Annotated in this window: 20 protein-coding genes; 9 read left to right on the plus strand and 11 right to left on the minus strand. The window is 53.9% G+C overall.

Going from position 1 to position 20,760, the window contains the following annotated elements:
• Positions 1–193 precede the first annotated feature (193 nt).
• Positions 194–646 carry an FKBP-type peptidyl-prolyl cis-trans isomerase gene (locus tag HW115_RS17745; RefSeq protein ID WP_178934570.1) on the plus strand — a complete coding sequence of 151 codons (453 nt, stop codon included), beginning with the start codon at positions 194–196 and terminating at the stop codon, positions 644–646.
• Positions 647–907: 261 nt separating this feature from the next.
• Here HW115_RS17745 and HW115_RS17750 read toward each other — a convergent pair whose 3' ends face one another.
• The 3 genes from HW115_RS17750 to HW115_RS17760 all read right to left on the minus strand — a co-directional run bounded on the left by HW115_RS17750 (position 908) and on the right by HW115_RS17760 (position 3,442).
• Positions 908–1,108 (minus strand): hypothetical protein, encoded by a 201-nt coding sequence (locus HW115_RS17750; protein WP_178934572.1) that lies wholly within the window; start codon positions 1,106–1,108, stop codon positions 908–910.
• Between the two features lie 219 nt (positions 1,109–1,327).
• Positions 1,328–2,410, minus strand: a complete 1,083-nt coding sequence (locus tag HW115_RS17755; RefSeq protein ID WP_227021642.1) for an FKBP-type peptidyl-prolyl cis-trans isomerase — start codon at positions 2,408–2,410, stop codon at positions 1,328–1,330.
• A gap of 327 nt (positions 2,411–2,737) precedes the next feature.
• Positions 2,738–3,442 carry an SDR family oxidoreductase gene (locus HW115_RS17760; protein ID WP_178934576.1) on the minus strand — a complete coding sequence of 235 codons (705 nt, stop codon included), beginning with the start codon at positions 3,440–3,442 and terminating at the stop codon, positions 2,738–2,740.
• A gap of 106 nt (positions 3,443–3,548) precedes the next feature.
• On the opposite strand from HW115_RS17760, the gene HW115_RS17765 reads away from it, so the two are divergent.
• Positions 3,549–4,697: a galactose-binding domain-containing protein gene (locus HW115_RS17765; RefSeq protein WP_178934578.1), complete on the plus strand. Its 1,149-nt coding sequence runs from the start codon at positions 3,549–3,551 to the stop codon at positions 4,695–4,697.
• 81 nt (positions 4,698–4,778) lie between these two features.
• Here the strand turns inward: HW115_RS17765 and creB are convergent, their stop codons facing one another.
• On the minus strand, positions 4,779–5,453 hold the full coding sequence (gene creB / locus HW115_RS17770) for a two-component system response regulator CreB (protein WP_178934580.1): 675 nt from the start codon (positions 5,451–5,453) through the stop codon (positions 4,779–4,781).
• 165 nt (positions 5,454–5,618) lie between these two features.
• On the opposite strand from creB, the gene HW115_RS17775 reads away from it, so the two are divergent.
• From HW115_RS17775 to HW115_RS17800, 6 genes are all read left to right on the plus strand, one after another.
• Positions 5,619–6,521, plus strand: coding sequence for an FKBP-type peptidyl-prolyl cis-trans isomerase (locus HW115_RS17775; RefSeq protein WP_227021643.1), 903 nt, complete (start codon positions 5,619–5,621; stop codon positions 6,519–6,521).
• 143 nt (positions 6,522–6,664) lie between these two features.
• Complete coding sequence (locus HW115_RS17780; RefSeq protein ID WP_178934582.1) at positions 6,665–7,360, plus strand: metal-dependent hydrolase; 696 nt, start codon at positions 6,665–6,667, stop codon at positions 7,358–7,360.
• A 19-nt stretch (positions 7,361–7,379) separates the two neighbouring features.
• A complete protein-coding gene (gene ispF / locus HW115_RS17785; protein ID WP_178934584.1) occupies positions 7,380–7,859 on the plus strand; it encodes a 2-C-methyl-D-erythritol 2,4-cyclodiphosphate synthase in 480 nt (159 codons plus the stop codon).
• Positions 7,860–7,891: 32 nt separating this feature from the next.
• Positions 7,892–8,584 (plus strand): RadC family protein, encoded by a 693-nt coding sequence (gene radC, locus HW115_RS17790; RefSeq protein ID WP_178934586.1) that lies wholly within the window; start codon positions 7,892–7,894, stop codon positions 8,582–8,584.
• An 82-nt stretch (positions 8,585–8,666) separates the two neighbouring features.
• Positions 8,667–10,127 carry an arylsulfatase gene (locus HW115_RS17795; RefSeq protein WP_178934588.1) on the plus strand — a complete coding sequence of 487 codons (1,461 nt, stop codon included), beginning with the start codon at positions 8,667–8,669 and terminating at the stop codon, positions 10,125–10,127.
• A gap of 43 nt (positions 10,128–10,170) precedes the next feature.
• Positions 10,171–11,676 carry a trypsin-like peptidase domain-containing protein gene (locus tag HW115_RS17800; protein WP_178934590.1) on the plus strand — a complete coding sequence of 502 codons (1,506 nt, stop codon included), beginning with the start codon at positions 10,171–10,173 and terminating at the stop codon, positions 11,674–11,676.
• A 15-nt stretch (positions 11,677–11,691) separates the two neighbouring features.
• Here the strand turns inward: HW115_RS17800 and HW115_RS17805 are convergent, their stop codons facing one another.
• The 7 genes from HW115_RS17805 to HW115_RS17835 form a co-directional block, all read right to left on the minus strand.
• Positions 11,692–11,889 carry an entericidin A/B family lipoprotein gene (locus HW115_RS17805; protein ID WP_178934592.1) on the minus strand — a complete coding sequence of 66 codons (198 nt, stop codon included), beginning with the start codon at positions 11,887–11,889 and terminating at the stop codon, positions 11,692–11,694.
• A gap of 77 nt (positions 11,890–11,966) precedes the next feature.
• Positions 11,967–12,422, minus strand: a complete 456-nt coding sequence (locus tag HW115_RS17810) for a 6-pyruvoyl trahydropterin synthase family protein (protein ID WP_178934594.1) — start codon at positions 12,420–12,422, stop codon at positions 11,967–11,969.
• A gap of 181 nt (positions 12,423–12,603) precedes the next feature.
• Positions 12,604–13,422 carry a LamG domain-containing protein gene (locus tag HW115_RS17815; RefSeq protein ID WP_178934596.1) on the minus strand — a complete coding sequence of 273 codons (819 nt, stop codon included), beginning with the start codon at positions 13,420–13,422 and terminating at the stop codon, positions 12,604–12,606.
• Positions 13,423–13,811: 389 nt separating this feature from the next.
• Positions 13,812–16,352 (minus strand): alpha-N-acetylglucosaminidase, encoded by a 2,541-nt coding sequence (locus HW115_RS17820; RefSeq protein WP_178934598.1) that lies wholly within the window; start codon positions 16,350–16,352, stop codon positions 13,812–13,814.
• Between the two features lie 33 nt (positions 16,353–16,385).
• On the minus strand, positions 16,386–17,063 hold the full coding sequence (locus tag HW115_RS17825) for a PEP-CTERM sorting domain-containing protein (protein ID WP_178934608.1): 678 nt from the start codon (positions 17,061–17,063) through the stop codon (positions 16,386–16,388).
• Between the two features lie 20 nt (positions 17,064–17,083).
• The gene (locus HW115_RS17830; protein ID WP_178934626.1) at positions 17,084–17,872 is read right to left on the minus strand and encodes a glutamine amidotransferase; all 789 of its coding nucleotides are present in this window, start codon (positions 17,870–17,872) and stop codon (positions 17,084–17,086) included.
• A gap of 129 nt (positions 17,873–18,001) precedes the next feature.
• The gene (locus tag HW115_RS17835) at positions 18,002–18,829 is read right to left on the minus strand and encodes an AraC family transcriptional regulator (RefSeq protein WP_178934610.1); all 828 of its coding nucleotides are present in this window, start codon (positions 18,827–18,829) and stop codon (positions 18,002–18,004) included.
• A gap of 336 nt (positions 18,830–19,165) precedes the next feature.
• Between HW115_RS17835 and HW115_RS17840 the strand changes: the two genes are divergently transcribed.
• Positions 19,166–20,746: a SulP family inorganic anion transporter gene (locus tag HW115_RS17840; protein WP_178934612.1), complete on the plus strand. Its 1,581-nt coding sequence runs from the start codon at positions 19,166–19,168 to the stop codon at positions 20,744–20,746.
• Positions 20,747–20,760 lie beyond the last annotated feature (14 nt).

A 20,760-nucleotide genomic window follows, 5' to 3' on the forward strand; every position in this document is an offset into this window, starting at 1 on the left:
ATTAGATACATCATCCATTATTGACAATGTCAATGCAGACTGTTGATGGCATAAAAGCTTCAGGGTTCCCTCACTTCAATTGTTCCTGTCTGGACACCGAAACGGATCAATCCCAAAGCTCGCGAGCAAAAACACCTCATTCCTCGTTTTGTGATCGACCCATCGTAAAGTCCCTCTCTACACTCCGCCTGCCATGAAAACCAAATCCACACTCCTCGCGATCTGCCTCGTCCTCACTTCTTTGACCGCTTGCGCCAAAGAAAAGGTAGATCCTCTCAAGGCTCCAGCCGACGTTGCCGCCGCCCCTGCTGATGCCAAAGCCACCGCCTCAGGCTTGAAATCAAAGGTGCTCAAAAAAGGAACCGGCAAGAAGAAGCCTACCGCCACCGACACCGTGACAGTGCACTACTCCGGTTGGACCACCGACGGAAAATTATTCGATAGCTCCTACAAGCGGAACCAGAAAGCCAGCTTCCCGCTCAACCGCGTGATCAAAGGCTGGACCGAAGGACTTCAGCTCATGGTCGTGGGTGAAAAGCGCCGCTTCTGGATTCCGGCTGAACTCGCCTACGGCCCAGCCGTCCCTGGTAGCGGTCGCCCCGGCGGGATGCTCGTCTTTGACGTGGAACTTTTTGAAATCAAATAATCCACTCGCGCATCGGGACCATTCGCGCATTGGTGGGACGGACTCTTTTTGATCGAGAGCCTTGCCAGCGCTGTTACGGTGATGGTGCTGCCGAGCTGCCGGCGTCACACTTCAGGACGGTCCGGCAGCAGCAAAAAGCGGCGACCCTGAACAGGGTCACCGCTTGTAAAATGGAGATGGGGCTCGGTTCCGACACTATCTCCCTAGGCGCTCGATCAGAGCGAGACCAACCAGGCCGAGAAGCGCCGGTGAGGAGGAAAATTATCCCTGATGAGCTGCAATTACCTTTTTGGGGTGCTTAAGCAGAGTGCGAACTTCCGTTGAGTTCATTGCTGCAACAGTCGCTTCGTCCACGCCGAGAGCGACAAGGCGGCGGCTTTGCACTTTTTGGCGCTGCTTTCTTGCGCCGGCTGATTTTGTAGGACGAGTTCTGTTGTTGTTACGCTGTAATGATGTAGCCATAATAGTAGTTTAGATTGATAGTTGAAGAGGTTAAGATCCGTCTGATCGACAGGCGCGAATCAGCTCGGTCCGGAGACTACTAGTCGACCAACTAAGCTCAGTCAACTGGAAACCAATCCCAAGTACGGAGCGGAGTCAGCAAGTCCGTGGACTGATCGATCATGGGATCGTCAGCCTATAAGAGGAGGCAAAAATGAATGGCAGAAAGCCAGCCCGCGTCTAGCGGACGATTTCGAGGAACTCGATGTCGAAAACGAGCATCCCGCCTGGGCGACCGCTGCCAGGGACGGCTGGGCCGTAGGCAAGCTCGGCCGGAATCCAGAAACGACGTTTTTCACCGGTGACCATCAGTTGCACCCCTTCGGTCCAGCCTTTGATCACACCGTTCAGTGGGAACTCCGTGGGTTCCCCACGAGTCACTGAGCTATCAAACATTTCTCCGTCGGTGGTCCATCCAGAGTAGTGAACTTTCACGGTGTCGGTGGCCTTGGGCTTCTCTTCTCCCTTTCCTGCGCTGAGCACTTTATGGGCAAGTCCGCTGTCGGTCTTCTCGGCATCGGCAGGAACCGCTGCCACATCCTCAGGAACCGCTGGTGCAGGAGGAGCTTGTTTGAAGGAAACGAGTTCAAGGTCTGCAACGATGAATCCACCGGGAGCCTGGGGCTCGGGCAACCATGCCTGGCGCTGCTCTGCGGTATCCATCTCGGCAAGAATCTCCGCAAGAACCGGCGGCAGTTTATCAAGTGGCATACTTGGAGGCGACTGCTCTTTACGGGTATCCTGCACGGTTTCTCCTGCCATCGTCTTGGCGGTAAAATGGAAAGTGACGACGCTATCTGCACCCGGCTTTTCGCCGGAACCTTGTTTGATGATTTTGTAGGCCACTCCCCCGGCGGTTTTCTCGGCATCCGCAGGTGGCTTCGCAATTTCTTTGATAGCGAGAAGCTCCACATCAAAGCAAAGCATGCCACCTGGGCGACCGCTACCAGCAACAACAGGACCGTAGGCCAGATCTTCAGGAATCCAGAAGCGGCGTTTCTCCCCGACCACCATCAGCTGCAGACCTTCGGTCCAACCGGCAATCACCTGACCGAGCGGAAAACTGGTTGGCTCACCGCGGCTCACCGAGCTATCGAACATTTTTCCGTCCGTGGTCCAGCCAGAGTAGTGGACGGTCACCGCGTCTGTGGCGCTTGGTTTTACATCGCCGGTTCCGGCTTGGAGGACTTTCGATGCGAGACCGCTCTCGGTCACGATGGAATCAGCGGGGGCGGCGGCGACATCAGCAGGTGTTTCTGGCATATTATTTTTAGGTTGGGCCGCTTCCATTATCGAGGCGGCGGGGTGATGGTGTCCGGAGTATCCCCGTCATTCGCAATGACCGACATCACTGAATCGCTTCAGCAGTCATCAATGGTCTTGATAAGGGATAAGCTTGGGATTTTGATTGGGGGGGGGCAAGCATCCATACGAGAAACCATCTGTCAACCACCCGCTGGGCTAAATACCAAGAGATGGAAAGGGGGGCAGAAAAGCACGCTCCCCCCCTCCCCGCCCGAGATCATTCTCCAATCAACGCAGCAATATCTTGTTCAATGCATTTCATCGATGACGATATCAAATGCGAACTCAAGGGGCCGTCAGCGCCTGGCCGTTGTCGGATGCATCCAATCCAAGCAAGAAGGGAGCGGCAGCAGCGGCCCACTCTTCCGGGCTCCTATGGTGTCCAGCCTCCTCACCAAAGCACTTCTGTAACATCGGCGTATTGATGATCCCCGGATTCAAAGCCACCACAGCCAAGCCTGCGGGCAACTCCTGGGCCAAGGCTTGAGACAAGCCTTCAACCGCCCATTTGCTGGCACAGTAGGGTGCTACTTCAGGGGAAGTCGACCTACCCCAGCCGGAAGAATAATTGACAATCACCCCCTTGCCCGCTTCCTGCATCAACGGCACACTGTGGCGGATCAGGTTGGCCGTGCCGTTGATATTGACGGCCGTCAGCGCATCAAACTCTTCCGCTGTAATCTCCCACAACGGAGCCGGACGATTCACAAGCGCCGCATTGTTGACGAGCAGATCCGGGGGACCGAAACGTTGGTAAGCTTTCTCACAAAACCTCGCCACCTGACCGTCATCCGCCACATCCACCACAGCCAACCATGTCTGGTCTGGATACGCATGCTTCAGTTCCTCGATCACGTCCTCATTCCGGCCGCAACCGCAAACCCGATGGCCAGATTGGATAAAAACATCAAGCAATGCCCTGCCCAAACCGGACGTGCATCCGGTCAACCAAATCACCCTGGTATCGTTCTTCCTTTTTCTATCAATCATAGCGCACTGATACCCCATTTTTATAACGATTGCCAGCCCGTTCATCCAAGAAGGATTCTCCTTGACCTCATGCAAACAGATTCGCTTTAATACCTAGCACAATCTTTTGCATACAAGCATCGAAGTTCCTAACCTTCTCTCCATACTGGCCTCACCCTCCCTCTCCATCTTCCTCAAGCTTTATCCCGACATGACCTCAAAACTAACGCTCCTTTGTTCACTCGCAGCTGCCGGGGCCTCGTCCGCAGCCCTCATCACCGGCACTTCGGTCCTCAACAAAACCAACTGGGCCCTCGACCCCGGAGCCTCGGCCAGCCAATCGAGCACCGCATCAGGCGGCACCGCTAATCGAGCGATCGACGGCAACACAAGCGGAGCCTGGAACAACGGCTCGGTCACACACACCGCCCCAACGGACACCACAGCCAACTGGACCGTCGACCTCGGTCAGGACCGGGCGATCAACCAGATCGTGATCTACAACCGGACCGATTGTTGTGGCAACCGCCTGTCAAACGTATCACTACTCACCAGCACCAGCCCAGCCTTTGATTCGACCACCTACGACTCAGGTAATATTGCCGGCAACCTGGGAAACCGATCATATTGGTCAGTGAATTCCACCGGGCGTTATGTTCGCATTCAACGCGACGGCCCGAGCACTGGCGGAGAAAACATCATCTCTCTGGCCGAGGTCCAAATCTTCGGAGGCTCTCAATTCGGATACAATAATCTTGCACCAAATGGCACGGCCACCCAGTCCAGCACACTGGTCAACGGAGCCAATCCCGCCGCAGCCAAAGCCATCGACGGCAACCTCAACGATAATTTCAACAGCGGATCCACCACCCACACAGCAGCAGGCGGGGGCACCCCCGTCTTCTGGGAAGTCAGCTTCACCGAACTCACCAACATCAACGAAATCGCCCTCTACAACCGAGGCGACTGCTGCCCGGAACGTCTGAGTAACTTTCGGGTCTCGGTCTTCGATGGAGACACCGAAGTCTGGGGAGAAAACTACTTCGAAGGCAGTGGCCAGGCAGAAGATATTTTAAGCATCCAGGAGGACACCGGAGCCTTTTTTGCAAGTGGGGACCGCGTCCGGGTGGAACTGATCGGAGGCTCCAATAATGCCGGGAACGACATTCTCTCATTACGCGAAGTCGAAATCTACGGCACCGTTGTCCCCGAAACATCCAGCGCGGCCCTGATTGGACTCGCTGGTCTGGCCCTGATCCTGCGACGCAAAAAATAAGCAATTCTCGGGAACGATCTCTGATTCACCGAATGCGGGCCTACTCGCATTCGGTCTTTTTTTGTCTGGCTCCCGTTCAAATCAAGACTCGAACTCAAGAGTATACCCCAGCCCCCGCCTGGTCTTGATCGGATCCTCACCTCCACTGGAACGGATTTTGGCACGCAAGGACTTGATGTGCGCATCCACCGTTCGGTCCATCGCCGAGCCCGGGTCATCCCACGCTTTCTCCAACAACTGCTCGCGGGTAAAAATCCTCCCCGGCTGCGACATCAAAGCGACTAATAATTTATATTCGTGTGCCGTCAATGGCAGGCACTCACCACAGCAATGCACCTGCATCGACTCCGGATCGTGAACCAGACAGCCGACTTGCTCGGGAATGGTCGTCGGCCGCCCCGAGGTCCGGCGCAACACTGCCCTCACCCGGGCACAAACTTCACGGGGGCTGAACGGCTTGGTGACATAGTCATCCCCACCGAGCTCCAGCCCCAAAACCCGGTCAATTTCAGAATCCCGTGCAGTTAAAAACAAAACGGGCACCGCCGAGAAAGTCCTGATCTTGCGACATAAATCAAAGCCTGACATATCCGGCAAACCCACGTCCAGGATCGCAAAATCAATCCCCTGCTCAAACACAGGCAACGCTTTCCCGGCGGTGGTAACATGAATAACCTCAAAATGCTCGGTTTCCAAAGCATACACCAAGGTGTCCGCAATCGACACCTCATCCTCAACGAGCAGAACACGTGGCATGTCCCAAGACTCCGGAATCCCATGCTCCGAGTCAAGAACTGAACCCGAAGTGCCCAAACATTCCATCACACGCGGACAAGACAAATTTTCCGTGCCAAATAAACCGCTGGACAGGGGCAGAATGTGCCCCTAGGTTTGCCGCCCATTATCAGTAATACTCGATTTATGAAAAATAAGCATATCGCCTCCGTCATCGGAGTTATCGGGCTCGCCGGCATCACCGGAATGAGCACCCTCAACGCGCAAACGCCTACCCCACCAGCACCGGCTCCCGTACCAACTCCAGCCCTGCCGGAACTCTCCGAGGCAGAAGTCAAAGAAATCAGCTCCTTCCTGCTCGGATTCCAACAAGGTCAAGGCCTTGGAGGCAACGGCCTGACTGCTGCAGACGTCAGCACCGATGACCTCGTCAAAGGATTCCTCGCCGGCCTCAAAGGTGGACGCCCTGAAATCCCGGAAGAAAAAATCCGCGCAGCCATGCAGGCACTCAGCAAAGCCGTTGGCGACCGTGAAGCCAAAAAAGGTGAGGCCAACCTCGCTGCCGGCAAAGCATTTCTCGAAAAAAATGGCAAACGTGAAGGTGTCACCACCACCCCTAGCGGCCTCCAGTACGAAATCCTCAATAAAGGAGGTAGCGAAAAATACGCCGCCCCAGCCGGAGGAGCCCAGGACACTGGAACCAAATTCCTGGTGAACTATCGTGGCACCCTGATTGACGGAACCGAATTCGACAAGTCACCAGAAGGATCCCCCTTCCCGATGACCCTCCAGGTCATCCCAGGCTTCAAAGAAGCCCTGACCACCATGCCCGTCGGAGCAAAATGGAAACTCTTCATCCCATCGGAACTCGCCTATGGCCCACGCGCCGCTGGTCCGAAAATCGGAGCCAATAGCACCCTGATCTTCGAACTCGAGCTGCTGGAAATCCAAAAGGCCCCAGCCGCACTGCCACCGGTTCCGGTCCCGACACCTGGTGCCGCACCCATCAAACCCAAGGCAACGGCCGTCACACCACCAGTGAAGGTTCCCGTTCCTCCCAAGGAAAAGAAATCCGAGAAGGCCGAATAATCCCGGAGATTCCGGTATTGCCAAACAAGCTCATTTATCCAAGACTGTCGGACATACTCCGACAGTCTTTTTTTGGGGCCCGCGCCAGAGCCCGCCAGAGTCTAACACCCATCTCAATCAACCAGCCAACCAAGCTTCTAACCATGACTAATCTCACCTACTACGGACACGCCTGTTTTTCGGTAGAAATTGCCGGCAAAACTCTACTCTTTGATCCCTTTATCACCCCCAACCCACTGGCACAGGAGATCGACATCAACAGCATTCAGGCTGATTACGTCCTGATCAGCCACGGCCATGAAGACCACGTGGCCGACGCCCTGGACATCCTGAAACGCACCGGTGCCACCCTGATCTCGAACTTTGAAATCGTTACCTGGTTCGGCCAACAAGGCATCACCAACGCCCACCCGCTCAACCACGGCGGCAAAGCCCACTTCCCTTTCGGATCTGTCAAATACGTCAACGCAGTGCACTCGTCCATCCTTCCCGACGGCACCTACGGAGGCAACCCCGGCGGTTTCGTCATCGAATCCGACCAAGATCATTTCTACTTTTCCGGCGACACCGCCCTCACCCTCGATATGACCCTGCTTGGAGAACTTCACCAGCTCGACTGGGCGGTGCTCTGCGTCGGAGATAACTTCACCATGGGCCCCGAAGACGCCGCCATCTGTGCCGAATGGGCCAGAGTGAAGGAAGTTGTGGGCGTTCACTTCGACACCTTCCCCTATGTGGAAATCGACCACGCCCAAGCCAAGGCCGCTTTTGCGGACAAGGGCATCACCCTGCACTTGCCCGGCATCGGCAAAACCCTGCCACTCAACGCTTCAAGCTAGTCCACAACCCAACTATCCCATGTATCGCACAGGACTTGGATATGATGTCCACCAATTTGCCCTCGACCGTCCACTCATCCTCGGAGGAGTGGAAATCCCTCACACCCACGGCCTCGCAGGGCACTCGGATGCCGACGTGCTTTGTCACGCCATCGCCGATGCCTTGCTCGGAGCGCTCGGACTCCCCGATATCGGCCACTACTTCCCACCTACCGATGACAGCATCGAAGGCATTTCCTCGTTAGAAATCCTCGAAAAATGTCGCGAGCTTCTGGCAGAACGCCAGGCCGTCATCCAGAACATCGATTCCTCCATGATTGCCGAAGCCCCGAAAGTCCTGCCTCACGCCGAGGATATGAAAATCAAAATGGCAGAGGCTCTTTCCATTCAACCCAGCCAAATCGGCATCAAGGCAACCACCAATGAAACCATGGGATTTGTCGGTCGAAAAGAAGGCATCGCAGCCCTCGCCAATGCCCTGATTTACATCCCGGATTGATTTCCAGCAGTCTAACTGCTAGAACAATCCCCATGTCCACCATCCCAGACCTCCCTGAAGATGAGCGCCCGCGTGAACGTCTAGCCCGCCTGGGCGCCAGCGCTCTTAGCGATGCCGAGCTCTTGGCGATTTTTTTGAGAGTCGGAGTCAAAGGGTGCAGCGCCATCGAGGTAGGTCGCCAACTACTCAGTAAGTATGGCAGTCTGAACGCACTGGGCGGTCTCAGCATCCCCGAACTGGCCAGCGAACACGGATTGGGGCCGGCAAAAGCAGCCCAACTCAAGGCCGCCTTCGAGTTAGGTATCCGCTGTGCCCAAGAAAAAATGGCGAGTCAAGTCATGAACAGCGCCGATGCCATTTATCAGGCCATCGCTCCTCGTCTGGCCCACGAACGCCACGAACACATCCTGATTATCCTGCTCAACACCAAGCTCCAGGCCACCCAAACCATCGAGCTAAGCAAGGGCAATGCCAACACCGCTTTGTGCGAACCCCGCGACGTGCTCCACCACGTCCTGCTCGGCCAGGCACCGGCCTTTGTCCTGATCCACAACCACCCGTCCGGAGACCCAAGCCCGAGCCGCCAGGACATCAGCTTGACAAAAAAAATCCAGCAAGCCTGCGAAACCATGCACCTGCGATTTGTCGATCACGTCATCATCGGCCGCCCGGGAGACCAGCGCCCGCAACCATACTATTCGTTTGCCGGGGCCGGATTGCTCTAAGGAAATCCAAAATCCGGCAGGATTCTGACACACGCGAAGAAATATGGCGCGCCTGCTAGATGTATGCTATACCCAGCACGTCATGAAACACTTCTTGCTTTCTCTCAGCGCCGCAACTGCACTATTTGCACCACTCAGCGCAGCGGATAAACCGAACATCGTTTTTATCCTCGCCGATGACCTCGGATACTCTGAGCTCGGTTGCTACGGCCAAAAGAAAATTAAAACACCACACGTCGACAAGCTCGCCAAAGAGGGCATGCGTTTCACTCAGCACTATACCGGAGCCCCGGTCTGCGCCCCGGCCCGTTGCGTCCTTCTGACAGGTAAACATCTGGCTCATGCTGAAATCCGGGGCAACCGGGACTCGGGCAACGGCCAACGCTTCCCCGGGCAATGGCCTCTGTCCGATCAGGCCCTGACCATCGCCGAGGTCTTAAAAGAGCAAGGGTATGCCACCGGTGCATTCGGCAAATGGGGGCTCGGCCCCACCCAATCCAGTGGAGCTCCGAACAAGCAAGGTTTTAACCGCTTCTACGGGTTTATCTGCCAGCGCAACGCCCACAGCTACTACCCACCCTACCTCGACAGCGACGACAAAGAAATCACGATCAATGAGCATCCCATCCCGGGCCACAAGCGACAAAAAGAAGGAACCGTCAAAGCCGAAGACTACCGCGCTGAACATTACGCCCCCGACCTCGTGCTCAAAGAAGCTCTCGACTTTATTGATACCCACAAAGACCAACCCTTTTTCCTCTACCTCCCCTTTATCGAGCCTCATGTCGCCATCCAGCCACCCCAGGAGTGGATCGACAAGTATCCAAAAGGCTGGGACAACAAACCCTACCGCGGCGAGCGAGGCTACCTCCCGCACCCCCGCCCGAATGCCGGTTACGCAGCCATGATCTCGGACCTCGACGAACACGTCGGAGCCATCATCCAACGCCTCGACCAACACGGACTGAGCAACAACACCCTGGTGATTTTTACATCGGATAACGGCCCTACGCATAACGTCGGCGGCGTCACCACCGAGTTCTTTAACTCCACCCTCAACCTCCGGGGGAAAAAAGGCAGCTGCTACGAAGGTGGCCTGCGCATCCCCTGCATCGTTCGCTGGCCGGGGAAAGTCAAAGCAGGTAGCCAAACAGACGCGGCAAGCTACTTCCCCGACTGGTTCCCCACCCTCTGCGATATCTCCGGAAGCAAACGCCCGGACACCAACCTCGACGGCGTCACGCTCGCCCCCGTGCTCGAAGGAGGCGAGCTCCCGGAACGACACGAACCGATGATCTGGGAGTTCAGCGGCTACGGAGGAATCATCGCCATCCGCCACGGCAAATGGAAAGCCATCAAACGTGGGCTAAAACGGAAGGGCAAACCCGGCAAATGGGAACTCTACGACATCGAAAAAGACCGGGCAGAAAGCAAGGACCTCGCCGACAAATATCCGGAAACCATCAAGCAGATCGAACAACGGTGGCTACGGACCCGAACCGTCGAACCCGACTTCCCGCTCCCGGACATCGACCGCAAGTAATCCTCCGAGCCCGTATCCATAACCCAGCGCTTCATCCATTTTCATGCACCAGTCCTTCAGTCGTTTTCTGATTCTGCTCGCCGTCTTTTTTGCCGCCTTCCTCGGGGTAATCCTCGTTCGAAAGGCAAAAAACGGCGATGACCTGTTCCATTTCCTTAAAAACAACGATCCGGTCACAGCCAGCCCCAACGGCGACTACACCCTGCGTCGCGACCCCGCTGTGGACCTCAACGACGTTCGCGTCCTGGCTGCGATCAATGCAGAGAGTGCCGCCTTGGTTCGTTCAGTAATGCCCTCGGTGGTCAGCATCGATACCGCCGGAGTTCGCCATGAACGCCGGCGCGACTTCTGGGGGCGCACATGGGTACAGCCCCGAACCGTTCAGGGGCAAGGCTCCGGGGTGATCGTCTCCAAGGAAGGCCACGTGCTGACCAACCACCACGTCATCACCGGCAACCCAAGAATCCGTCTGACCATGCACGACGGCTCGGTGCACTCCGCCAAAATCATCGGCTCCGACCCCACGGTCGATATCGCCGTGCTGAAAATCGAAAGCCCGGGACCATTCAAGGCTCTCAAATTCGGCAACTCGGAAAAAACCGAAGTCGGCAATGTGGTATTTGCCATCGGCAGCCCCTTCGGACTCGGTGAAACGGTCACCGACGGCCGAATCTCAGCCAAAAAACGATCATTCTCAGACAGTCAGGTCGACCTCCTACAGACTTCCGCCGCCATCAACCCCGGCAACTCAGGCGGACCGCTGGTCAACATCCAGGGAGAAATCATCGGCATCAATTCACGCATTTACTCCACCGACCGCAAAAACCCCGGGTTCCAAGGCATTAGTTTTGCCGTGCCGTCCAATGCCGCACTGGTCACCATGCGCCACATCCTAGCCCGGGGCCGCCCGGTTCGTGGCTTTCTCGGTATGGCCTTGGAAAACGTCGACAGAAGCGCCCGAAAGGAACTCAAATATGATCAACCCGGAGGAGTACGCGTCATGGGAGTGGCCCCGGATGCCCCGGCACTCAAAGCCGGCATCAAGAAAAACGACATCATCACCCACTTCAACAAGGACACCGTCGGCAATACCCGCGAACTCATCCGCTTCATTCAACAAAGCAAAGTGGGAACGGAAGTCACGCTGATGGTTTGGCGGGACAACGCCCAGGAAAGCATCACCGCCACCATCGGCGATGCCGAAAAATTCAATCAACAACTGCTTCAAAATGAAGGGGGCAACGGCATCCAAAAAATCGACACCAAAGCCATCCTCAATGCGATCGGCCTGATCGTCCGCAACCCGAATAGCCGGGAACAAGAGCAAGGAATCCGGGGTGTCTTTATCGAACAAATCCTACCGGAAAGCCAACTCAAGGGCAAACTGCTCACCGGCGACCTCATCCGCGCCGTCAATGGCCGCCAGGTCACCGACAAAAACGATTTTTTCCAACGCTTGGTTGTCTCGCTCAGCGTTCAGAATACCGAACTCTTCATTCAACGAGGGAAGAACTCCATCCGTTTGACACTCTCGCCGATGAAACAATAAACCCCGGAAACAAACTCAGGGCTTTTTCTCTGCGGGCTTGGCAGGCTGCGGGTAAGGCGAAGGCTTGTTGCCACTCCACCCGGTTCCGTAACCGGTATTTTGGATCCCCTCACCCAACTTCTGGATATCACGCCCCATTCCGATATAGGTGTTGCAGGAACTCAAACTCCCGACACCCACTGACAAAGCCATCAATAGAAACAACTTCTTCATACGCGTGATCCCTAACCTCTCCGTCACGATTTGCAACTGCAATTTGACTCGACCTACCCGGAGCTCGGTCCGGCAGCCTAGCCCAGGTACTCTGCCCAGGAACTCGTCGTTTCCCAGACCCGGATCTTGTATAGTCTGACCTCGGGGCGCACTGGGTATTCCGGATCGGGTTGCTCAACAAAACGCTGGAGCGCCGCAGTGGTGTGCTCGTAAATCGTCCGGGCCATCACTTCCGTCGTCGGATCCTCCCCTTCAAATCCAATAATCCGGTCCCCATAGGTTTGCTGGAAAAAAGCATACTGGGGGTCCTCGGTATTCATGCACAACGCATGGTCGTATTCATCGAGAAAATCGCCGATCATCCGCCCGATCAGCTTAAAATCGAAAATCATTTCCCGGTTATCCAAGCTATCCGCCTCAAAAACCAGCTCCACCTTGCGGGTGTGCCCGTGAGGGAATCGGCATTTATCCGGGTGCTTCGAGAGCAGGTGGCCGTTCTCCACCTCGATCATTTTACAAATTCGGTAAGGCATATCTCGCTATGGGGTGTCTTTCGCGAGATCCTACACGCATCCACTCTGATTGCAACCTATTGCAAGAACATGAGCAAGCGATGCAAGTCATCGGATTGACAATCCAACATGAAAAAAGCCGATCATTACCAAAACCGCAGACCAAAACCGCAGACCGATGCCCCACGGCCAGACGTCCCCTTTATTTCGCCCGTCGGAGGATCAGGATCAGAGCGCCGAGGCCAAGAAGGGCTGAAGATGAAGGTTCAGGGATGGCCGCAGCTTGAATTTCAGCAGCAGTGAGAACCGTATCAAAATACTTAACTTCATCCATATGACCATCAAAGTTTTCCGTTCCCCCAGCCCGGCCACCGAATTTCGTATCCGCCCCGGTTTCTTCTTTATAGCCACTGACGGTTGCCGTTCCCTGAGACACACCGTTCACAAAATATTCGACACTCCCATTGTTGTAGGTCATGGCCACATACTGCCAGGTATTGGTAAGCAGATCCGTGGATGAACGGGTTCCGTCCAACACACCGAAGGCCGTAAACCTAAGTTTGCTGGAATTGATCGCAAATTTCCATCCGTTGCTGCCGGTTCCTGCAGCGGCAATCACATGCGTTCCGGTGATGACGTCCGGGTTGATCCATGCGGCCACCGTCATCTGCCCAACTCCGTTTCCGCTTGACTCGTTAATCAGGTTATTGATCACCGACGGATTACCAGTAATCGCGTAGTTGCCAGCGCTTGGATTATTGAGCTCGGCCGCAGTGCCAAAGCTCGCAGCCGTGCCAGCGGAAACAACGATAGGACCATAGGTTCCGGCCGTCACACTAGATTCACCTAGAATCGGAACTCCCGCTCGAGTTGCGGTGCCCGCATTCGCTACGGCATCCTCAACGGTGTTGCTTCCAACAGCCTCATCCAATTTATAATGTGCAATAAGTGCCCCATGTGCCACAAGTCCCAAGCCCAAGGAGAACATCATAGCCAACGCGCTTGTTTTAGTTTTCATCATTTTTCTAATATCGTTTGACGTTTTGACTGACGAGACCACATCCTTACGCAGTTCATAATCGATGTCAATCTAGATAAAAAACTTCGTATTCCCACTCTACGCACAGATCCATAACTCACTCAAAATTAATCAATTAAACCCAAGATCTCACAAACACACAGTCCTAACTGCTGTCATTTTTTCCGGCGGCGACAAACCAGCCCAGCCCCGGCCCCGGCCACTACGAGCAAAAAGAGCGGGCCGGGCGGCTCCAGACAGCGACCGAGTCCAAGGCCCTCCCCCGAGATCAAGATCAACCTACCTAGACTCAATATGACGGCCTCATACGCAACACACGGTTTCAAATCTCATAGATATACCCCGCGTCATCAGATGCTTGCCCCTTGGTCTTACTGAACCAAAAGGATCATACCATTGGAACTCACGCCTTTCGTGGTGCGCACCTCCGCTCGCAAACGGATGGTATTATTGACCTGCATCCCGGCTGGCAGCGCAACGTCATACTTGTTGTTGCGGTGAAAATCGCCAGCCTCTCCCGGATGACGGTCGAGCGCAACTTGCTGGCCATCCGCAATGAGGGCCACTGAACGAATATCCAGTCGGTGATGGCCACCCGTAAAAACAAACCTGACACCCTTCATACGTTTTAACTGTTCCGTTGTAACGGGCAGGTCCAACGTGACCCATGTATCTTTTTTTAGATCATTGGGGGCCCAATAGGCAACCGCATCAAGTTTGGAGGCCTTGGTCCGAGGGACCTTTTGTTTCATGGCTCGCTCAACCAGTTCCGCAGCTTGAACGGCGGGATTGGCATAGACGGCCACTTTGCTCACCCCCGGGTTCTGTAGCCATGTGGCTTCCCAAGCACGACGGTCAAATGGTTCTCCTTGTATCCGTGATGCGATCACCTTCTGTATCCTAGGTACGTAAAAATCCCGGATTAATCCCGACCACATCCGGCAAGCATAGTCGTTTACAGGTGGCCCCCAGGTCGTAATGATTTGCTTCGCATTAGTCTCATAAAAATCACTCTGCCGATCTGATGTGCTGTGCGCTCGCGCTAAATCAATCCAGCGGTCCAGACGGTGAAGTGAGTGCGATTGCAGTAACCGGTCCGCATCCAACAACAGTTCAACACCTCGCTTCGCTGCCCGATCCGCCACAGCCATATCACCTAACGAAACCGAATGAGCAATGGCTGCAAAATAATCTTCCGCATGCAAACTTAACACAATCGCCGACATCTCTACCGCGTCGTCCCTGTAATTCGCATTCTCAGCATGCTGATCCGCCACGGAGAGGAAGGTTTGCACAGCCCGGAAAAATTTGGGGTCACGGTAAACATTGCCTCGACCTAACTTCATTTTTTGCCACCCAAACGCGGGATGAGGTGTAAACCATGAATAAACGCTTTGGTGAAGTTGCTGCCACGCCTGAGCCAATGCTGGATCATCTGACTGATAGCGATTTTTGGCGTAATCTTTCAACCATGGCCCAAGCTCCACGGCCTGCTTTGACCAAGCGGTGTCACTCATCAACTCATAAAGTACCTCGTTATTTTCCAAACCTTCCCCCGAAATGGTAAAGCCGACCAAGTTCCCTTTTCCAGAATGCTGCAATGTTTTGGCCACCTGACTGGCATAAAAGTTCATTTTTCCGCAATAGGGAGTTTTCCCTCCCATGTTAGGAACATAACCCATGACCCAGCTTCTGCCATGGAAGCCTGAAAAATCATCCCAGTTCGGGTTATAATCATTAGCATAATCAAGAACCAGTAATCGGTCATTTGGCACCGACTCTAGCAAAGCTTTCACCGTATCCTTATTCCAAATATAACGCTGGTAATTAAACATCCACCCCTGAAGCGTCCAAATGGCATCAGGTGCCGCCGCGGTTATCGCCTCATAAGTGCGTTTACCATAATTGGCGAGCATTTCCGTGGCCGGAACTCCCGTCTTCGGCAACTTCATCTCGTTGAACGAATCCACCAGAATATATTTGGCCTCGCCAAACTCATTCTGCCACTCGATCAAGTAGTCCTTGGTAATCGCAGCAAAAACAGGATGATCAGGCAGCATCACCACCGGCCGTTGAGACTCCGGAAAGCCTCCATTCCAGTGGGTAGTGTGTAATTCGATCTCGGGATGAATACGCTTAATTGCAGGGGGAACAAATCCTGCAAACCCTTGCACCACCGGTTCAATACCGATCTCGCGCATGCGCTTCAGAACATGATGCTGAAGCTTGATTTGTGATTGGTGCCAATCCGCGCTCAGCTTACCACCGACTTGACGAATACAGCCCATACGGTGAAACGGCAAATGCGCGGGACCAGTCTGATAGGCTTCGATTTCCTGCCGACTCAATCCCATCTTCAGCCAAACTCTCTCGAGAATCGCTTCAGACGCAATCGGGTTGAGGATCATGTTGTAGCCATGCATCGCCAGCCAATCAAGCTCCTGACTCCATCGTTCCACAGTCCAATACGGAGTTGTATAACCAAAGGTAACAGCATTGTAACAGTGCCGAATTTTAAACGGGGTTTCACCTCGGATTGGTGAACAATCAGGCCACTGGTCAGGGATGTTCAATCTCGCCCCCGCCCAACCGACTGTTCCCATATGATGGGCGCGTAGATAGTCATAGACACCACGGCAAATCGCTACCACGGAGCTGCCCCTGATGCTAAGCAAGTCCGGTGACGACTGATATTCATATTGATCTCTCCCATCGACCTGAGGCAATACACCCAAGCTGATACGTGAAGCTACGTGCTCTCCCATCACGCGGGAGAGCACGCCTTTGGCAGCTTCCGTCACCTTCGCTCTCTGACCTGCAGTAATCTCTGCAGCCTCCGCAATGTCTGCAGCCAATAAAATCGGCATCAATAGAACAGCCGTTAGAATAGAGGTCGTTAAACGAAACATCATCAGTATAAAAGGTCACCTTTTCATCCAATCGCATCAGACCGACGCCATTCTTCTGCGATGCAGCAGCAGACCAGAACAAGAAATGAGCAAAAGCGAAGCCGCACCGGGCTCGGGAACGGGTTGTGTTTGAAATGCCACCTCGTTAATCCCTCCCACATACTCCCCAAAGCTGTCAACATTAGCCTGATTCAATGATATGGAAACTTCTGACACATTGCTTAGATTGTAACTACTTAAATCGATCAAGTCGGCGACATGGCTTGTTTGACTCAAGTCAGGGGTACTTATATTAAATGTTCCGATGGTGCTTAATCCGCTCCCAGTATTCACAGCAACCGTAATAGACGAGGCATGACTATTAGGTCTATTAGCCTGGGTATAACTCCAAAATGCCAAGGTCGTGAGCTGATCTTCAATAGCAGTAGTAAAACTATAGGTGACAGTCACATCCAATACATCGGGTGCTCCTGCGTTCTGGGTTAAATACTGGATATCTCTATTATATCCTCTCTCATGTGTGACAGTGCTCAGGTTAGCATCCGTCAAGGTAGCTGAAAGCCCGGACCCATCAATAGTATGGTCAATACCCGTGTTGCTTGCGGGATTTGAATGTGCTCCTGCAAGGCTTACAGCATCAGGTATAACAATTGCGGCTGATAAACTCGCGGACATTGCCGACAAGGCACATAGGGTAACATTTACTCTTTTCATAATTTTTTGTTGTTTTGTATTTAGCTCAGCAAATACTTCATCGCATTGAGCCAAAATCTGGCATAGTCGTCCCAATAGACAAAATTGCAGCCCCAATGAGGCGCAGGATCTGAAGTGTAGGCCAGACTCCGGCCAGCTCCAAATGTTCCAACTGCAAGCATAGGATCTGAAGAGCCCTCCCAGCACGCCAGTACTTGGCACTCTTCCTTGGGCAAAACGCGATTGTATCCAAGAATAGGAGGAGTGTGATGAATATCAATCCCATTGAAAATCATATGCTCGGGCTTCTTAACCAAACCTCTAAACCCTTCTGTGCTTTCCACCAAGTCTTCTACCGATAGGCACTCCACTGGCAAGATCTCAGCCAATCTCGACCTTCCCCACCCCCCTTTGCCCATTTCTCCATTGAAACTCAACCAACCACCTAAAAACATCATGTGTGTTCCCGCATGCATGGCCTCCACCGTCAGACGCACACGATCAGGGAAGGTCAAGGGCTCACCACCGAACTGGGAGCGATCAAAAAAGCTAGGAGCCAGTTGGAAGTTCTTCAACTCCACATCCGAAAAAATAATCGTATCATAAGACTCGAGGATTTGCTCCCATTCACCTGGAGCCATACGATAAAAGTCCCAGGTCGGCACACTGGTCACTTCATACTCGCCGGACGACTCAAGAGCGGCCTGCAGATATTTACCATAATTAAACATCTCCACCCCCTTCATCGCATTATTGAATGGCGTTTCCGCAAAATAAGGCCCAAGCATTACCGCCCAGTCACCAATGTAATATATTTTCTTCTTTGTCATCAAATCATTCACCTCAAACCTGCCCATTCATCAAGCAAGCGCAAGAATGATACCCCCTGCCCGGACAACGGGCTATACGTGAGATGTCTCAATTCCTCGAAAAGATGTCGCAAAAAAAACCTAACCAAATTACAAGTTTACAAATCGACTCTGGGCAAACTGATTGCGTAACATCGTTGGTGAGCAACCAAATACAAGATCGCAATCGCGAGAAAGGTCCTGAACCCGGCGGTAGCCTGTCTGGTAGGCTATCTCAGATACACTCAGGTTACTGGACACCAGTAACCCACGGACATGACTCATGCGAATCGCTCTAAGCCGCCTACCGGGAGGCAGCCCCGTAGCCTGTCGACACACCTGGGACAGTTGCTTACCCGTCACATGATAACGCTTGCTCAATTCACAAAGTTTGGGTAGTGGAGCATCGACAGCCCGACTGTAATCGCGCTCAATCTGCCACCACAGCGAAACGTCCCCCGTGAATGCCTGCGATTGCTTAGTTGACGGGTAGGCCTGAGCTATCAGTTCAAGCACACGTGCCCCGATCCGAGCCTGATTAGCAATATTATCCAAGCTGAGAGTGTTCCAGTCGTGAAGAAGGCTATCTGCAAGATCCAGTGCGGCAGGCACGACATCGACAACACGTTGATCAGGCAACACTGCAGGAAGCTCTGGGCATTCGAAATTGACGGTAATAAACGACCAAGGGCCCTGGGTCACCTGCCCCCTGACCAAGACATTGGCGGGATACCAAACAGCCTGCCCTACTGACAACACCTGTCGCACCCCCCCGACCTCCTGTTCGACTTCCCCCTCTGTGATGAAGTGGATCAAGTGACCAGATAATGAGGATGACCGAAAACGCAGTGCTTCTGTGCGAACGATTTTCGCAACAAAATAAACACGCGGTATAGAAGGAATATCCAACGATCGGGTCTGACGATAATCACCACTCATAAGTTCTCCGAGGTAGATACGGGTTTAACCTTCCATCATTCTCTCAAATGTCACAATGGTATTACCCAGCATGCAACAAAATCCTCTCATCAAATTGTAACTGCGACATGGATAGCCAAGCGGCCTCCCACGCTCGGTCTGCATCAGAAGTATGATAGCAACACATTTGATTTTTCTCCGATTTACCTTACTTCATGCAGTTCAAAATCGCAGTAATTCAAGATCTCAGGATGACTTGATTTCCAAAGATGGTGATTGCCATTGCCGAGGATTCACACTACCGCGTGCCCTTCCCAACGGCGTTCCGCGCGCCGCCAACAGCTTTCCTAACTCACTATGTTTCATCTCTTCAGCAAAAAAAATGGCAACCTCAAGGACGACTCCCTGTCGGGTTTAACCGTCGCCTTGGCCCTGGTTCCCGAAGCGATTGCCTTCTCCTTCATTGCCGGAGTCGACCCTCTGGTCGGCCTTTGGGCCGCGGTGTTCATGGGCTTTATTACCTCCGCCCTGGGTGGCCGCCCGGGAATGATTTCCGGAGCGACTGGTGCCATCGCCGTTGTGGCGGGATCCGCGGTCAAGTTTGGTAACGATCTGGGTGACGATCTCGGCATTCAGTATCTCTTTGCCGTCATCATCGTTGCAGGAGTGATCCAAATCCTCTTCGGAATATTAAAACTTGCGCGATTCATCCGCCTGGTTCCCCATCCGGTGATGATCGGCTTTGTCAACGGTCTGGCAATTGTGATCGCCGAAGGCCAATTCGGATTTTTTAAAGCCAGCGGTGAATGGCTCTCCGGCCAACCACTCTACCTGATGGTCGGACTGGTTATCCTGACCATGCTGATCATTCAGTTTTTTCCAAAACTCACCAAAGCCGTTCCATCCACGCTGGTGGCCATCATTGTCGTTGGCTTGATCAGCGCCTTTGGAATGGACGCCCGCACCATTGCGGATGTCCTCAAAGACGGCGGAGGCACCGGGTCTCTCAGCGGGGACTTCCCTCCCTTTGCTTTCCCAAGCGATGTCAATTGGGGCGCCCACTGGCAGTTTATTCTCAAAACCGGATTTGTGGTCGCCATGGTCGGCATCATTGAATCCCTGATGACCCTGCAGCTGATCGATGAAATCACCGAAACCCGGGGACAAGGCAACCGTGAAAGTATTGCTCAGGGAACCGCCAATATCCTCTCCGGACTCTTCCACGGCATGGGAGGTTGCGCCATGATCGGACAGTCGCTGATCAACATCAAATCCGGTGGACGCGGCCGAACCTCCGGTGTAGTGGCAGCTGTCGCCCTGGCCCTCTTCATCATGGTCGGAGGCCCGCTGATCGTACAAATCCCCATCGCAGCCTTGGTCGGCGTCATGTTTATGGTCGTGATCGGCACCTTCGAATGGTCCACCTTCAAGAGCTTCGGCAAAATTGCTCACACGGAGATGATTGTCATCATCGCCGTCACCCTGGTGACAGCCATCATGCACGACCTCGCCCTGGCCGTCTTTGTCGGCGTGGTTCTCTCCGCCTTGATTTTTGCCTGGGAAAGCTCCAAGCACATCACCGTGACCATGCACAAAGACACCCCGGAGGAGCGGATCTACGGCGTCGAAGGCATGCTCTATTTCGGCTCCGTGCGCGAGTTCTCCGATCGCTTCCAAGCAAAATCCGATGTCCCGAACATCGTCATCGATTTCGAAGACGCCCGCGTTTGTGACCTCTCCGGTCTCGAAGCCATCAACGCCCTCGGGGAACGCTACCGCAATGCGGGGAAAACCCTCAAATTGCGTCACCTCTCGAAAGACTGCCGCCGCATGCTCGACCGCGCTGGCAAACTGGTCGAGATCGAGGTCCTACCTGATGACCCCACTTACTCGGTGGCTCGCCTGCGCAGCGAGGACAGCAAGATCATCAGCGCCTAAACACCGGGTCGATC

Source organism: Oceaniferula marina (assembly GCF_013391475.1).
In the GTDB taxonomy this organism is placed as follows: Bacteria; Verrucomicrobiota; Verrucomicrobiia; order Verrucomicrobiales; family Akkermansiaceae; genus Oceaniferula; species Oceaniferula marina.

Bases quoted from the DNA above. Each gene is read 5' to 3' on its own strand.
- HW115_RS17745 (WP_178934570.1), top strand. From the start codon at position 194: ATGAAAACCAAATCCACACTCCTCGCGATCTGCCTCGTCCTCACTTCT.
- HW115_RS17750 (WP_178934572.1), bottom strand. From the start codon at position 1,108: ATGGCTACATCATTACAGCGTAACAACAACAGAACTCGTCCTACAAAA.
- HW115_RS17755 (WP_227021642.1), bottom strand. From the start codon at position 2,410: ATGCCAGAAACACCTGCTGATGTCGCCGCCGCCCCCGCTGATTCCATC.
- HW115_RS17760 (WP_178934576.1), bottom strand. From the start codon at position 3,442: ATGATTGATAGAAAAAGGAAGAACGATACCAGGGTGATTTGGTTGACC.
- creB (WP_178934580.1), bottom strand. From the start codon at position 5,453: ATGCCACGTGTTCTGCTCGTTGAGGATGAGGTGTCGATTGCGGACACC.
- HW115_RS17775 (WP_227021643.1), top strand. From the start codon at position 5,619: ATGAAAAATAAGCATATCGCCTCCGTCATCGGAGTTATCGGGCTCGCC.
- HW115_RS17780 (WP_178934582.1), top strand. From the start codon at position 6,665: ATGACTAATCTCACCTACTACGGACACGCCTGTTTTTCGGTAGAAATT.
- ispF (WP_178934584.1), top strand. From the start codon at position 7,380: ATGTATCGCACAGGACTTGGATATGATGTCCACCAATTTGCCCTCGAC.
- radC (WP_178934586.1), top strand. From the start codon at position 7,892: ATGTCCACCATCCCAGACCTCCCTGAAGATGAGCGCCCGCGTGAACGT.
- HW115_RS17795 (WP_178934588.1), top strand. From the start codon at position 8,667: ATGAAACACTTCTTGCTTTCTCTCAGCGCCGCAACTGCACTATTTGCA.
- HW115_RS17800 (WP_178934590.1), top strand. From the start codon at position 10,171: ATGCACCAGTCCTTCAGTCGTTTTCTGATTCTGCTCGCCGTCTTTTTT.
- HW115_RS17805 (WP_178934592.1), bottom strand. From the start codon at position 11,889: ATGAAGAAGTTGTTTCTATTGATGGCTTTGTCAGTGGGTGTCGGGAGT.
- HW115_RS17810 (WP_178934594.1), bottom strand. From the start codon at position 12,422: ATGCCTTACCGAATTTGTAAAATGATCGAGGTGGAGAACGGCCACCTG.
- HW115_RS17815 (WP_178934596.1), bottom strand. From the start codon at position 13,422: ATGATGAAAACTAAAACAAGCGCGTTGGCTATGATGTTCTCCTTGGGC.
- HW115_RS17820 (WP_178934598.1), bottom strand. From the start codon at position 16,352: ATGATGTTTCGTTTAACGACCTCTATTCTAACGGCTGTTCTATTGATG.
- HW115_RS17825 (WP_178934608.1), bottom strand. From the start codon at position 17,063: ATGAAAAGAGTAAATGTTACCCTATGTGCCTTGTCGGCAATGTCCGCG.
- HW115_RS17830 (WP_178934626.1), bottom strand. From the start codon at position 17,872: ATGACAAAGAAGAAAATATATTACATTGGTGACTGGGCGGTAATGCTT.
- HW115_RS17835 (WP_178934610.1), bottom strand. From the start codon at position 18,829: ATGAGTGGTGATTATCGTCAGACCCGATCGTTGGATATTCCTTCTATA.
- HW115_RS17840 (WP_178934612.1), top strand. From the start codon at position 19,166: ATGTTTCATCTCTTCAGCAAAAAAAATGGCAACCTCAAGGACGACTCC.